The organism is Rathayibacter iranicus NCPPB 2253 = VKM Ac-1602 (assembly GCF_003149025.1).
In the GTDB taxonomy this organism is placed as follows: domain Bacteria; phylum Actinomycetota; class Actinomycetes; order Actinomycetales; family Microbacteriaceae; genus Rathayibacter; species Rathayibacter iranicus.
In genome coordinates this window covers 156,790-170,188 of sequence record NZ_QGDV01000006.1, presented here as the reverse complement: position 1 = coordinate 170,188, position 13,399 = coordinate 156,790, and the positions used below count along the sequence as shown (strand labels likewise).

The following is a 13,399-nucleotide window of genomic DNA, read 5'->3' as shown; positions in this document are numbered from 1 at the left end:
GTTGTATGCTTCATGCGCGGCCGTTCTTTCTGTGAATTCAGTCTGGTAACTAAATTCTTACAAGAAAGAGCGGCCGCCCTCGTGAGGCGCGCCGACATCGCTCAACATGGCGCCTGAATAACCCTCCGTGTATGCAATCCCGGTGGGAAGGGTCATCGACTGCAGCAGAGCTCGATAACACAATGAGATTGCACGATATCGACTGGTGGTGTCCCAGAAGTGAGCACCAAACAGGCGGGCAGGCCTCGCGACGCATTGATCAGCCGTGCGCTGGTGCGTACGTCTGAGAGGCGAATGGAGTCCGGCGGGTTCAACAAGCTGATCGTGGACGGGATCGTCAACGAAGTCGGGACAACAAGGCAGACCGTCTACCGCAGGTACAAGAGTGTGTCGATCCTGGCGCTAGAAGTGTTGCTCGCACGGATCGGCGGCCAGGAGGAGATCGACACCGGCAACCTGGAGTCCGATCTTTTGGAGCTGCAGCGCAGCGATGTGGCGATGATGACCACCGCTCTCGTCCAGAAGAACCTGCCCGGCTTGTTCGAGGTGATTCGCACGGATACCGAAGTTCGTCAGCTCTACTTTGAGAAGATGATCCGCCCGCGTCGGGAGAACGTCCGGCTCATGCTGATGCGCGCTCGAGAACGGGGCGAGATTACATGCGACGAGGTCGACTCTGAGTACATCTGCGATCTGCTCTTCGGACCCCTCCTCGCTCGTGTTCTCTTGCCGACGGATTTGCTGATCGACGATCGCTTGGCGGGACAGACCGTTGCTTCTGTTCTCAAGGACCTCTGTTGAGACCGCGGGTCCTTGAGGCTGGCCCGGGGTCTTCGTGCGCATACTGCCGGGCGTCGCTTGTCATGGTCGTTCGGCAACTATGGCGAGATGGCGCCGGCTCCCGACGATGGAGCGTGTATGCGCCTCGATCGTGCGAAAGCCCACAGCTTCGAGTGCGCTCGACAGTCCGCTTTCCGACCAGAAATATGCTGTAGTAATCGCATGGTCGAATTGCACACTCTGAGCACCTAAAAACGCGCCGATCAAAAGCGTGCCTCCTGGTCTCAACACTCTCGCGAATTCCTCAAATGTCGAACCCGTCTGATCGGGTTGCATATGGATGATCGAGTACCAGGACAGCACGCCGCCGAAATTACCGGCCTCGACGGGTAACGCTCGAAAGTCGCCGACTTCGTAGTCTGAGTCCGGGAATCTTTGCCGTGCAGAATCTACGAATGCCGGAACGACCTCGACTCCGCGAATCTCAGATCCAAGGGTACGAAGGTGCTCGGTCCAGTGCCCTGGCCCGGATCCCGCGTCGACGATCGGACCCCTTACGCTTCGCCCCCATCTAGATATGAGCGCGATATCGGCGTCGTCCATGTCGTCTATTGAACCAAGGGCGGAGATATATTCCGACGCTCGTTCCGAATAAGTTCGTCTAATCACTTCGGACATTCTTCCTCAATTGTTGAGTTTCGTACGGGCGTCCATCATGCGAGCGCCGTCTCTTCGGATGACGAACTCTCGGAGTATCACCACCACCGCGGCTGCAATAACCAAGAGGAATGCAACCATGAGAGTGAGCCGTAGCCCGTCAACGTATGCGACGCAGAGATCATCCATCATGCCGAAGACGTCCGCTGTATCAGTGCTTCGACAGCTCGATGCGCCCGCTATGAGACTGTTTGCGCTGAGCGAGGGATCTGCTCTCGACACGGTAAGCGACACGATGCTTCCGGCGATTGCCGCACCACCGGCGTTCGACGCGAGCCGAAGAGAGTTCACGAAGCCGGAACCAATCCCTCGCTGGGCGGGAGGGAAGGCGCTCACGGCAGTTTGGAGAGCGGCAGGCTGTCCGAGACCGACGCCGATACCAATGCAGACGAGCCCAACGAAGACAATAAGGGAGGGTCTTGCCGGGTCGAGAAACATTAAGATGATCAGTCCGATTGCGGTGGTTCCCAGACTCCAACACATCGTCATCCATGCGGGGAGTTTGTGGAGGAAATGACCCCCGAAGATTGCGGCGACGGCAATGCTGAGCGGCAGAGCCAAGATGTGCAGCGAAGCACTGAACGGATCTTGGCCCAAGGCGAGCTCGAACGACGACGGCAGCAGGAACAGCAGCACCGCCATCACCGTGAAGAGAGCTATGAGGACGAAGAGCGGAACGAGCATCGTTCCGCTCGTTAGGACTCCGGGATCAAGTAACCTCGGCCCCTTACCTCTCTGGCGGGTAAGGAATAGCCCACCAGAAACTACACAACAGGCCGTCAGGATCAGCGCGGAGAAGACGCGCTCGGCCCCAAACTCGATGAGGCCCGCTACACCCGACAGAAGCACCAGGCTGAGAAGAGAGATGCTCAAGACGTCGATCTTGTTCTTGTGCACTTCGCTTGATGCGGGGACGGTACGAGCGATGAAGATCACGGCGAGAGCACAGAAAGGAACGTTGATCAGAAAGATCACCTCCCAATCCGCCACGCTGAGCAGCCAGCCGCCCACCAGAGGTCCGACCGACAGACCGATGGCAGCACACGCCGACCATATTCCGAAGACTCGCTGCCTTCTAGATCCTTGGTAGTAAAGGGTGAGTGTTGCGATGCTTCCGGTGAGGATCGCCGCGCTCCCTAGTCCCATGATTACACGGGCGACGATGAGCGCTGTTGCGCTCGGGGACAGGGCTGCGAGAAGCGAGGACACCCCGAAGAGGAGTGCCGCACAAGACAGGACGCGCCGCGGTCCGTACTTGTCAAGCAGAGCACCCGAGGGGATAACGGCGACCGCCGCCGAGAGAGCATATGCGGCGATCACCCACTGCAGCTTGTCGTTCGTCGCATCGGGAACTCGTCCTAGACGCGGAAGCGCGATGTTCACAATCGTGATGTCCAGGTTCAGGATGAACACGAGGGCACATAAGGTCGAGGTTGCACACTTTCCGGTATCGTTTTGCACTTCTGCCTCCTGAGGACTTCAACAATGTGATGGATCTGGTGGAGCTGGACTTCATTCAGTTCTTTTGTGGAGTCCGGTGTCGATGCTTTGCTGCCAGTTCCGTCCGTCGAAGTCCGCCCATTTAATATCTTCCGCGAAATCGAGATCCAGACATCTCGCGTTCACGCTGAAGAAGCCCTCTGGGTGCGATCGAGGGCGGTAAAAGGGCATGATCCCGCAGACGACGCAGAACGTGTGGTCTGCTTTTCGATCGCCGAACCGGTATTCCTTGAGATAAATTCGGTCGGTCAGTAGCTCGAAGCGTTCCTCGGGGACGAGAAGTTCCTGATGCCCCGCACGGTGACAGATTCCACAGTTGCAGACGGTGATGAGCAAGCGTCGGGTAATAGCGACACGGAACAAGACGTTGCCACAGTGACACGACCCTTCATGCCACTCCAATTCCGTCTGAACGATGGGTTTCACGGTTTATGACCTCCTCGTATTCGAGTTTTCGCTGGGTGGGGTGATCGACACGGACGGCACAACTTGCTCGAGAGTCGAAGTGAACCGGGAGACCTCGGCGACCGACATGTTCGCGCGAAGTCGGACACGAAGACCTGCGTGCCCCCACATGACGACGGGATAAAAATCCGGTTCAACGTAGTAGCCCCGGTTCATCAGTGCCCTGGACAGACGAATGGTCTGCTTCTCGTCTCCGATGGGAATGAAGCGGACGGGGCTTGCAGCGTTGGCCGACTGGAGCGGATAATTTGTATCGAACGCCTCTCGCGCGACCCTTAGCTGGTCTTGTAGCGCCGGCAGCACGGCGCTCTCATGTAATGCGCATGACGCGATGATCGCCCCGAGCCCCGCGGTGTTGATCCGTTGTGACCACATAAACGGACCACCGTTTCTGAGAGCGCGTTCTCGTCTGCTCTTATCAGCTGTCGGGCCGAAGACGATCGCCCCGCCACTAGCCCCGAATCCCTTGTTGAGCGATGTGACGAGGATCGTTCGTCGATTGATTTCCCCCATCGCGTCAAGTGCCAGTCCTCTTCCCTTCGCACCGAGGACGGACGTGGAGTGAGCCTCATCGAGAAACAGGAAGAGCCCGTACTTGTCTTGGAGCTCGATCAGCTTCTCCATTGGCGCAGTCGTTCCGCCGGTACTGTAAACACTGTCCCCCACGTAGACGACCACCTTGTTGCTCTTGCAAATTTCCTCGAGTCGTTCCATGTCGTTGTGCCCGATTGTTTGGACTTCGGTCTCGACGGCGCAGAGGCCACGTATCGACTGAAGACAGAAATGGGCGAATCTGTCGAACACGACGATGGGACGGACATCGTCCGTCAAAAGGCCTGAAGCGATCAACGGCAACATTGCCCAGACCCCGGCAGCGCAGGATGTGACCGTCCCGACATCTGCGCGAAACAAGGAGGATAGTCGGTCTTCTGCTTCGCTCAGGGTCTTGAGGCGAACTCGTACTCGAGAAAGAGAACTGTTGAGCACGCCGGACTTAGCGATCTGTGTCTTCGCCGCTTCGATGATGTCGGCGTTCTCGTCCAGCCCGAGATAGGAGTAAGATGACATGTTCGAGAGTTCACGTCCACTGATCGTAAACATGGCATGTGAACCCGTCCGCGAGAGGTCGAGACCATGCACTTTAGCGGCAAGTGCTTCATCCCAAAAGGGATCGGCCATTCCTGCTCCGCGCGCCATAGGGGAAAACTTGGGGACAGGTTTCATTTTGGGACATCACTTTCGATGATCATTGATTGGGGAGCCGAATGTGGTCGTCCCTCGGCTTTGGGCTGACCACTCGGGCAAGAGATCGAAAACGGGTTCGTCAGCAATGTCATTCAGAATCCGTGCGCTTCTCCATGAGACGAGCCCGAGCGTTTGGCCGCCGACCCCTGCAGACATGCTGGGTCCCGAATGGAGGTAGAGACCGTTCGACGCGGGCCCGTCGAAACCGACACGACCGATGCTGTTAGCGACCAGCGCACCGTCGGAAGAGTCCAGTTTTGGCATGAGCGATGACAGATAGGGCGGAATGCTCTTTCTGTACCCCGTCGCGAGGATGACAGCGTCCATTCTTGTGCTCGACAGCTGTCCGCAGTCAACCTCGCGGATCACGACGTCGACTGTGCCGTCGGGCGCGGGCGTTAGATCGACTGCTTCCGAGCCAGCAAGAATTCCCTGATTCATCAGCGTTGGCTCGAACGCGTCGAGCGCATACACTCTGGCATAGAGTTCCTGAAGAACTTCGCGGCTGATTCCGGAGATCGCAGTATGCTGTCGCGCCACGATCTCTGGCTTCCGTTCGGCGGGGAGAGCTGAAAAGTACATGCCGTAGGACGGTTGGAAGAACTCGTCGGTAAAGGCGCTCTGGTCCAGTGGCAGGAGTCCACCGCGGCCGGTCAGCCAGATCAACTCCCGTGGACGTTCTTCTGGCGTGTCGACAAGATGCAGGAAGAGTTCCGCGGCGCTTTGCCCTCCGCCGACGATCGCCACCCTGTTGCCACTGGTTTGACGCGGCATCGATAGGTGCTCGCTCGCGTGCCAGACGTTCTTGATGGTGAGCCATTTATCGTTCGGTACAAAACGGATTGCCCCTGACCCCGAGACGATGTTCTTGGCACGCAGGGTTTGATGAGCGGATTCAATGATGAAACTGTCGCCGTCGAACGCGATGTCGACAACTTCCTCGGAGAACGATGTGTGTACTTGCTGTGCGACCCATTCGAAGTATCCGCTGAAGTCCACACGGAGCGAACTGTCCCGGTGAGCTGTGAGGAACCCATTGAGCCTTTTCATCACATGCAGGTAGTTGATGAACGAGTACTCGCTCCTGGGGTCCACCGGTGTCACGAGGTCGCGCAGGAAACTCCCTTGGAGACGCGAACGAGGAAGCAGTAAGCCGGGATGCCATGCTGCTGAGGATCGTGATTCGAGAACGCGGACGCGAGGCTCGAACATCGACACCGCCAGAGCAGCAAGGCTCAAGTTCGATGGGCCAGCCCCGACGGCCACGATTAGGCCTTCGGCCGATGGGTACTGGACGTCGGACCGCTTTCCGGACCGCGATATCGGCTGTGTCATTCGCCGATCCCCGGCCGGAGCACGAGCCTATTATTTGACCTATCCTGATCCATCGTCTTTCGCCAGGAGAGTTCTATAGGGACGGGAATCACAAGCAGAGCTGCGAGTTCCGAGTTCCGGATGGCTTGGCTGATGATCTCGGCAATGAGCTCGTCCGACCCTCGCGGCGCAATGATGCGGCAGTCGACATCCTGCAGTCCCACGGTGACGCCTGAACCTACGCCCAAGAACCCCCTGACGTCCTCGACCCCAGTCGACACAACGTCCCATGCCTGTCCCTCAATCGGTGTGCCGACCGAGTTCGTGAAGAGCAATCCCGCCATCTCTGCTGCGAGGCCGGCTAACAGGTACTCCTGCGGATTCGGACCCCAGTCAACACCCGTCAGCTGCTTCGGCGCGTCCGCGCGCAATGACGTACCCTCATCCCTTCCGCCGGTGATCACGAGACATTGCGGCCCGCTAATCCAGGATGTAGTGACGGGCTCGACGTGCGAGATCGGATTTGCAAGCGGTTCCCAGTGCTCCACGCGAGATCGAACGTGCGGCGGTAGATCAGTGACGATGTCAACGGGGGTTCCCGAGATCACACTCACGTAGTTCGGACTCTGTTCGGCCACGCGATCGACGAGCTGCTGGCACTGGCTGTCGTCGGACGACGTCGTGAGATTGAATTGAGCCGAGACGATGGCCTCGGCGAATCCTGACGTTGTGCTATCGCGAGAGGACAAGGTTAGAACCACGTCTGCACCCTCCAAATCCAGGTGGCGAGCGCTGGCACCGCCGACGAGTGTTGTCATCATGCAGGATCCGATGCCGGTGAGGAACAGGTCCTGTGGGGTGGGCAAGTGGACTTCTCCGAGCGGCACCTCCGCCCAGCTCTCTCTCAGTGAAAAGTTGAATCGCCGAGGTGACTTGACCGTACCCAGCAGGGCCGGCAGCACGTGGACGGATAACCCCGTCAATTTGCTGCGACGTCCTCTGACTGCGTAGACGAACTTCGCCTCTTTCGAATCGTTCGTGATCTCATGGACCACTTCACTGAATCCCGCGGTATTGAAGCCGTTACGCATCGGTTTCCTCTTTCTCCGAGGCGAGAGCCTTCTCGAGGTCCCGCAGGATGTCGGTCGTCCCCTCAATTCCGATCGACAGTCGGACTAACCCAGGTTGGATTCCTACGAGCTGCTTCTGACCGCTAGTAAGAGAGCTGTGCGAAGTGTTCGTGGGCATACTCACCAGCGATTCGACGCCTCCGAGGCTGGTGGCCGTCCGAGGGATCTCCAGCCTTTTCATTACGGCTAGAGCTGCCCGGTCACCACCCGATGCACGGAAGCTGACCACCCCGCCGAATCCTGGTGCTTCGCGTAGGAACGGCGGAATCGTCTCGGGATGGAGGGTCGGATAAGCCACCTCCAGCACAGCCGGATGCGTGTTCAGGTACTTAGAGATCTCCCCGGCTGATCGGTTCTGTTGCGCAACGCGGAGCGCGAGTGTCTTCATCCCCCTTTCGACGAGATAGCACGTCATCGCCTCCGCGCTGCCTCCAAACCTCAGGGCCTGTGCCCAGATTCGGTCCAGGTACTTCCTCGATCCGACGACAACACCCGCCGTGACATCGCTATGCCCGCTCAGGTACTTCGTCGCGCTATGCACGACGATGTCGGCACCGACGCGAAGTGGTCGGCAATTGATTGGGGTCAAGAACGTGTTGTCCACGACGAGAAGAATGTTGCTGCGTTTGGCAAGTTCCCCTATGGCCTCAATATCCGGGATCTTCAGTAGCGGGTTGGTCAGGGTCTCCAGCAGGATCATCTGGGTCTCTGGTCGAATCGCCGCCTGAATGGCGTCGAGGTCCAGGGGATCGATGAAGGTCACATCTCGCCCCGATCCGGATATATCCTCTCGGAGGAAGTTGTAGGTCCCGCCGTACACGTCGTACGCCGAAATGATGTGTCCCCCTTCGTTCGTCAAAGCGAAGACCGTGCTGGCCACGGCAGCCATTCCGGACGACGTGATCAGTCCACTCTCCGCTCCTTCGAGGGATGCGATCTTCTCTTGCACAGACCATTGGCTCGGGTTGCCGTATCTCGTATAGATCGGGACGTCTCGAAGCGCGCCGTCGGAGAACGCGCTGTAGCTGTCTGATCCGAGGTCAAACGTCGTGGTCGCGAAGATCGGCGTTCCCACTGCACCCGTGACAGGATCCTCGTACGTTCCGGCCTGCACCGCGAGCGTCTCCTGGGACATCTCGGCGCTGAGCGTGCGGTGATGGGGCGAGACGGGGCCGGTGCTGCGTCGACGTGTGAGATCTCCAAACCAGTCGACGTCATCTTGCAGTCCTTCGGTGAAACCCCGTGCGGCTCTATTGTTGCTTGACATGGGCACTCCCGTCGATATCCAGAGCGCAGCCGGAGATTCCGGTCTGCTCACATTGCGGATCTTCTTCTGAGCCGGCATCGGCGATGAGGGACAAGCACCTTTCGACCACGTCAGGGGCGCTGCCGAAGTTGAGGCGGAAGAAGCCCGCTCGTGGAGAGTCGAAATCGGCCGCCCCTAGCACGCCGAGCCGGGAGCGCCGGAGCAGGAGCTGAGCTGCCGACTCGTGGCTCGTATTCACAGCCAGCTCCATCCATGCGACGAACGATGATCTGGGCGGGACATAATCGCCTATTACCGATGACTGATCCACGAAGCGGTCCACGAGCTCCCGATTGGCCCTGAGTCTTGCGCGAAGAGCTTCCAGCCAGGGGCCGCCTTGATCGTATGCGACGATGGACGCCTGAACGCCGAGGGCAGTCACAGCGCCCTCGAGAAGCACGCGTCGTGCCTTCTCCTGCTCGTGTCGTGCCCGCCGATCGGTGGGCACGATGAGTTGCGTCACCCGTGCACCAGAAACTCCCCAAGTCTTGGAAGTGGACACCGCGGTCGTTGTGTGCTGACGGGCGAGGTTGGAAGAAGCGGCATACGGCAGATGCGGTTCGTCCTCGAGCCAAAGCGGGGCGTGAACCTCATCTGAGAAGACGGTGGCTCGATACTTGTCTACTACTGTTGCGAGCTTCTCGAGCTCTGCTTTTGAGGCAAGGTGACCCGTCGGGATATGAGGGTGAAGTAGAACTACGACGCAACCGCGGTTTTCTCGCAGGTGCGTTTCGATGTCACTTAGTGAGTACGCATATCCACCTTGGATGCGATCCACAGAGTAGTTCAGGGTCTCGAATCCGAGTGCGGATGCGACCCGCTTGAGCTTTGGGTATCCGGGGTTTGGAACAAGCACCCGGCTGTCTGCGGACGCCATCGTCAACAAGAAGTAGGCGAAAGCGCTCGCGATATCAGGAGCGGCGATGAAGTCTTCCGGCTGCGGTGCCCAGCTTAGGGTGCGCCTGTGCCACGAGGCTGCGGCATGCTTTAGCTCGACGAGATCCTCCGGCAGAGCGTATCCAAGTTGTCCGCGCCGTACGATGCTCCCCAGCCTTTCGGAGATCTCCTGTGCCGGCGCATAGTCGAGCTCAGCGGAGCCCGCGCCTAACACTCCGTGCTCGAACTCGCTCGCCTTCAGCCTTGCCGGACGAAACCTGAGCAAGGGCCGTTCCTGTCCTTGCCGGATCACAGGGCTCATCAGGCAAGCGCCGATCGGACTGCCGACTCGAGTTCGTCCATATCGTTCTCTGTCGCGGTGATCAGGAGTATCTCGGATCCATCCGCCAGATCGGATCTGGTTCCAAGGATCAGTGCTCCCGACCCGCGTTCGTGGGAGTAGTGCACGTCCGCTGCGATCAATCGGTCGTGAAGCACGGCGAAGTCTGCTTTCGGAGTGTCCAGCAGTGAGCGGAGCAGATGGGAACGAGAGTAGGAAGCACCTACGAGCCGCCGGCCGATGACGTCGTAGACGAGGCCGCCTCCCCAACGTGCGTTGATCTCCTGAAACACGGGTTCGCCGACCGGAGTCACTATGCCGTCGACGTTGAGCATTCCCTTGTACCCGAGTGCATGCACGGCGCTTACGATCAGCTGACCTTGGCTCACCGCGTTCGTTCCGTCGGTAGCTCCCAGACCGAAAGGGATGTCGAGTCCAATCCATTGCGGCGGGATTTCGGCGGACGGTTCGCCGTAGCGTATCGATCCGGTGGACACGAGTCGAGGTGCCTGATCACCGAGGTCGTACTCCAAATAGAAGCGTGCGATCGCCTCTTCGTAGACCTCGAGCGTCACCGTCGAGTAGGAACTGTCGGTGAGCTCTGACCAGAGCAGATTGGCGAGTTCTTCAACCGGTCGTCCGAGGCTGATGAACTCTCGTGCTCCTGGGAATTCTGATCGCACCGCATTTTCCGTAGACAAGATGAGGTTGCCGTGTCCACCGCCTGCGTGATCATGCTTCGCGATGAGCGGTCGATCGAGTTTCTGGAGTCGGATCAGTTCGGTGCAGAGCTCGCGCTTCGATCGGACTGCGCATCCCTGCGCGATCGGGACTCCGACTCCTGCCGCAAGCTTGCGGAATGTCGCCTTTGAGTTCAGCATGTCGACACCGTTCTCGTGGGCGAAATGGAGCCCCGGCTCTGCCACCGCTCCGAGAGCGCTTGCCAACGCCACTGTTCCACGCGTCTGTACGAAGGGCTGGACGCGAAGCACATTATTGCGATCAATGCTGTGCTTCAGGGTCTCGAGCATTCTGGGCCGAAGAAGGACGTCGTCGGTCAGCAATTCATTGACCTCGACGACGTGCAGCGTGTGGTGCGGCAATGCGAGCGTCTCTTCGACATAGGAAACGTATCGGGGATCGACTATTTCCGGGAGGACGATAATGTCGCCCGCGGACGCATGCCAGAGGAAACGCGATGTCGTATCCGATCCATCAGCAGTGCCTTTGACCAAGTCCGCTCGCGTGCGCACGCTGTCCGGGTAGTCAGCTCGCACATTAGCTATGAACAACGTGGTCATGTTCACTCCTGATCCTTGTGTTGGCGTTCATCCCGACGGACATCGATGTCACGACTCAGCCGATGCGTTTGCACTCGAACACTCCGTGCAAATGACGAACGCCATCGATGGTCATGTGCACTCGATTCCGAAAATGGTGGTCGTGATCGCTGGAAATCTCATCTTCGAAGAGCACAGGCCCTGTATCAGCTAGAACCGTCTCACCCACGAACGTGAGTGCTTCCGGGTGAAGGGGCTGCGCTGTGTGTTCGATCAGTGTGTTCCCGCGATCGTCGAAGTAGATAGCCGAGTACGCTTGACGCACCGGGTCCCAGCCGAATAGGTATCTTCCCCGTTGTCTTCGTGTGACCACTTCGTTCGGAGTCTGTTCGAAGGACCATTGGATCCAAGCGCCGTCCAAGATCGCGATTGCTTCGCCATGAATACGACCAGGTACAGTGCGCCCATCGCTTGCGTGCACTACCGTTTCGCCTTCCCAGCGACCAATGAGAAAAGCGAGGCGTTCCATCTCCTTGCCCGCAATTTTCGTTCCGTTGTTCGTCATCGGCCACGTTCTCTAAGTCGTCGTCAGTAAAGGCAGGTGGACAGTGAGTGGAACATCGAAGTTGGTCTCGTCGGAGTCGTACTCATGCGAGATATGCGTTGAAACGACCGGCTTGCGCGTGAACAGGATCAACATGTCTCGTACGGCCGGGGTATCCGGATCAGACGCCCTAACAGCCGAGACGCTGTGTTTACGTTCGTGGTCGACCACGATGAGGGTGTCCAGGGGATCTTGGTGCTGATGAGTGCCGAGGATATAGGCCGGATTCTCGTCCTGCCACTGCGTTCCGCTGACTTCGGCGTTGCAATGGAGCCGAGTTGTGGCACTCTCCCGAACCATGTTCGCGGATCCGAGGAAGATGGTCATCGTGTGATCCACTCCGTCTTGGTGTACACCTTCCAAGGCGGGTTCGCCGACGATCTCGGGAGTCGTGATGGTTCGGAGATGGAATGCAGTGGTGATCCACTTCGGCGATGTGTAGTCCAGCCCTGCGCGGTGTTCGACTTCACTTCTCTCGGTGATGAGAGCGTTGATCGCCAAGAGAGCTTGAAATGCAGGATTCGCCTGAGTGCTGGGGGTGACGCTCGCGAACTTCCTGACCTTCCCTGAGTCGTGCCGGACGAAGTCTTCCTCCGCCGTCAGCACGAATGACTGTTGTACGGTCCTGTAGATTCGTCGATCCTTCGGAACGAAGCAGTACCTTCCGTTGCGAGAACGCCGGAACGGCAAGGTCGGATCCGGTTGAAGTCGGTCGCTCTCTTTCTGAAGAGCTTGAAGATCTGAGGGAGTCGCTCCCAAGGAAAACACGAGCTCTTTCATCTCCGCGCTGGGGATAAAAATGCATCTATCTCGCAAGTAGCGATCACGGATCTCCACGATTCGCTCCAGCGCATTCTCGAATGTGAGCTGCGATTCCATCGCACGTCCTCCGAACCGATTGGGTATGTATGTGTATTGATAGTCCGCGTCTCGGGCGGCAGCATCGCCGACGGTTCTAACTGCTGCATCGGGGCGTCCCCGTCGCCCCTGAGGCACCCTATGCCAGCCGCGACGAGAGAAGGTCGACGTCGACGGCATGCGCGACGAAGTACCTCGCGACGGCCTCAGGCTCGCCGACAGGCTGTCCGTCCGCCTCGACCCATGCGTGGGCGATGAACGGCTCGGTGCCGAAGCCGGTACGCCAGTTCGGCGAGCTGCTGCGCATCCGGCACAGGACGACCACGGCGATGGAGCGCTGCACGCACCCCTGGCCGGCGCAGCGGCGGCTAGGGGCACAGACGATGTCCCGCGCCTTCTGCGTCTGCGCGATGGTGGCCGGTCGTGCGCCGCGGCTGATCCCGCGCATAAGAAGCTGCATGCGGTCGGGCGGAAGCCATGAGATCACACGCGCTGCCGCGATCGCGTCCCGAGCATCGAGCCCGAAAAATGGATATGAGCGATGCTGCATGGGCCCCCCCGTCACGCCTGCTCGACGAGCTGTGCATCGACGAGGGATGCGAGAAGATTCTCGAAGTCGCGCCGCACGAGCTCGACATCGAAATTCGCGCGCGACCTCCTGTGTGACCGTGTCCTCGGTTCGCCCCGCCAGCAGGCCCTGGATGAGCGTATCGGCGTCCGGCGCGAGCACCGTCCAGCGATCCGCGACGTCGGAGAACAGCCATGCGCGGCCGGAGGGGTGGGAGGCGACTTGTGCGAGACCGATGCCGCGAAGCGCGTCTAACAAGGCGTCCGGCGTCGCGAGCTCCGGCAGGACGGCGAACTCCATCTCATCTCCCAGGGGTGGTCGTGGTTGCTGTGCGGGGGCGGAGAGGGCGCGGGTTGGGGATCGCTCCCTCCACCCGCGCCGGTTCTCATCGATCAGGAGGGACCGATGAACGTGCG

13 protein-coding genes are annotated in these 13,399 nt (G+C 59.2%); 1 reads left to right on the top strand and 12 read right to left on the bottom strand.

Annotated features, from left to right (window positions below):
* Nucleotides 1-219: 219 nt before the first annotated feature.
* Complete coding sequence (locus B0H03_RS08820) at nt 220-801, top strand: TetR-like C-terminal domain-containing protein (RefSeq protein WP_104264290.1); 582 nt, start codon at nt 220-222, stop codon at nt 799-801.
* 60 nt (nt 802-861) lie between these two features.
* Here B0H03_RS08820 and B0H03_RS08815 read toward each other — a convergent pair whose 3' ends face one another.
* The 12 genes from B0H03_RS08815 to B0H03_RS16905 all read right to left on the bottom strand — a co-directional run bounded on the left by B0H03_RS08815 (nt 862) and on the right by B0H03_RS16905 (nt 13,283).
* Complete coding sequence (locus B0H03_RS08815; protein ID WP_237399439.1) at nt 862-1,383, bottom strand: class I SAM-dependent methyltransferase; 522 nt, start codon at nt 1,381-1,383, stop codon at nt 862-864.
* Between the two features lie 81 nt (nt 1,384-1,464).
* Nucleotides 1,465-2,910 carry an MFS transporter gene (locus B0H03_RS08810; protein ID WP_160487299.1) on the bottom strand — a complete coding sequence of 482 codons (1,446 nt, stop codon included), beginning with the start codon at nt 2,908-2,910 and terminating at the stop codon, nt 1,465-1,467.
* Nucleotides 2,911-3,009: 99 nt separating this feature from the next.
* Nucleotides 3,010-3,423 (bottom strand): GFA family protein, encoded by a 414-nt coding sequence (locus tag B0H03_RS08805; RefSeq protein WP_202130020.1) that lies wholly within the window; start codon nt 3,421-3,423, stop codon nt 3,010-3,012.
* A gap of 3 nt (nt 3,424-3,426) precedes the next feature.
* On the bottom strand, nt 3,427-4,659 hold the full coding sequence (locus tag B0H03_RS08800; RefSeq protein WP_258061932.1) for an aminotransferase class I/II-fold pyridoxal phosphate-dependent enzyme: 1,233 nt from the start codon (nt 4,657-4,659) through the stop codon (nt 3,427-3,429).
* 36 nt (nt 4,660-4,695) lie between these two features.
* Nucleotides 4,696-6,042 carry a SidA/IucD/PvdA family monooxygenase gene (locus tag B0H03_RS08795; RefSeq protein WP_104264294.1) on the bottom strand — a complete coding sequence of 449 codons (1,347 nt, stop codon included), beginning with the start codon at nt 6,040-6,042 and terminating at the stop codon, nt 4,696-4,698.
* Nucleotides 6,039-7,112, bottom strand: coding sequence for an OsmC family protein (locus B0H03_RS08790; protein ID WP_104264295.1), 1,074 nt, complete (start codon nt 7,110-7,112; stop codon nt 6,039-6,041). Before B0H03_RS08790 ends, B0H03_RS08795 begins: the two co-directional genes overlap by 4 nt.
* Nucleotides 7,105-8,418, bottom strand: a complete 1,314-nt coding sequence (locus tag B0H03_RS08785) for a trans-sulfuration enzyme family protein (protein ID WP_202130019.1) — start codon at nt 8,416-8,418, stop codon at nt 7,105-7,107. The genes B0H03_RS08790 and B0H03_RS08785 overlap by 8 nt, the downstream gene beginning before the upstream one ends.
* Nucleotides 8,402-9,619: an aminotransferase class I/II-fold pyridoxal phosphate-dependent enzyme gene (locus B0H03_RS08780; RefSeq protein WP_160487296.1), complete on the bottom strand. Its 1,218-nt coding sequence runs from the start codon at nt 9,617-9,619 to the stop codon at nt 8,402-8,404. Before B0H03_RS08780 ends, B0H03_RS08785 begins: the two co-directional genes overlap by 17 nt.
* A 35-nt stretch (nt 9,620-9,654) precedes the next feature.
* Entirely contained in the window at nt 9,655-10,974 is a 1,320-nt protein-coding gene (locus tag B0H03_RS16555) for a preATP grasp domain-containing protein (protein ID WP_160487295.1), read from the bottom strand.
* Nucleotides 10,975-11,029: 55 nt separating this feature from the next.
* A complete protein-coding gene (locus B0H03_RS08775) occupies nt 11,030-11,518 on the bottom strand; it encodes a DUF1579 family protein (RefSeq protein WP_104264297.1) in 489 nt (162 codons plus the stop codon).
* A 12-nt stretch (nt 11,519-11,530) separates the two neighbouring features.
* Entirely contained in the window at nt 11,531-12,436 is a 906-nt protein-coding gene (locus B0H03_RS08770; protein WP_202130018.1) for a 2OG-Fe dioxygenase family protein, read from the bottom strand.
* Between the two features lie 118 nt (nt 12,437-12,554).
* Nucleotides 12,555-13,283, bottom strand: a complete 729-nt coding sequence (locus B0H03_RS16905) for a lasso peptide biosynthesis B2 protein (protein WP_202130017.1) — start codon at nt 13,281-13,283, stop codon at nt 12,555-12,557.
* Nucleotides 13,284-13,399 lie beyond the last annotated feature (116 nt).

Bases quoted from the DNA above. Each gene is read 5' to 3' on its own strand.
- B0H03_RS08815 (WP_237399439.1), bottom strand. From the start codon at position 1,383: ATGGACGACGCCGATATCGCGCTCATATCTAGATGGGGGCGAAGCGTA.
- B0H03_RS08800 (WP_258061932.1), bottom strand. From the start codon at position 4,659: ATGGCGCGCGGAGCAGGAATGGCCGATCCCTTTTGGGATGAAGCACTT.
- B0H03_RS08795 (WP_104264294.1), bottom strand. From the start codon at position 6,042: ATGACACAGCCGATATCGCGGTCCGGAAAGCGGTCCGACGTCCAGTAC.
- B0H03_RS08790 (WP_104264295.1), bottom strand. From the start codon at position 7,112: ATGCGTAACGGCTTCAATACCGCGGGATTCAGTGAAGTGGTCCATGAG.
- B0H03_RS08785 (WP_202130019.1), bottom strand. From the start codon at position 8,418: ATGTCAAGCAACAATAGAGCCGCACGGGGTTTCACCGAAGGACTGCAA.
- B0H03_RS16555 (WP_160487295.1), bottom strand. From the start codon at position 10,974: ATGACCACGTTGTTCATAGCTAATGTGCGAGCTGACTACCCGGACAGC.
- B0H03_RS08775 (WP_104264297.1), bottom strand. From the start codon at position 11,518: ATGACGAACAACGGAACGAAAATTGCGGGCAAGGAGATGGAACGCCTC.
- B0H03_RS08770 (WP_202130018.1), bottom strand. From the start codon at position 12,436: ATGGAATCGCAGCTCACATTCGAGAATGCGCTGGAGCGAATCGTGGAG.
- B0H03_RS16905 (WP_202130017.1), bottom strand. From the start codon at position 13,283: ATGGAGTTCGCCGTCCTGCCGGAGCTCGCGACGCCGGACGCCTTGTTA.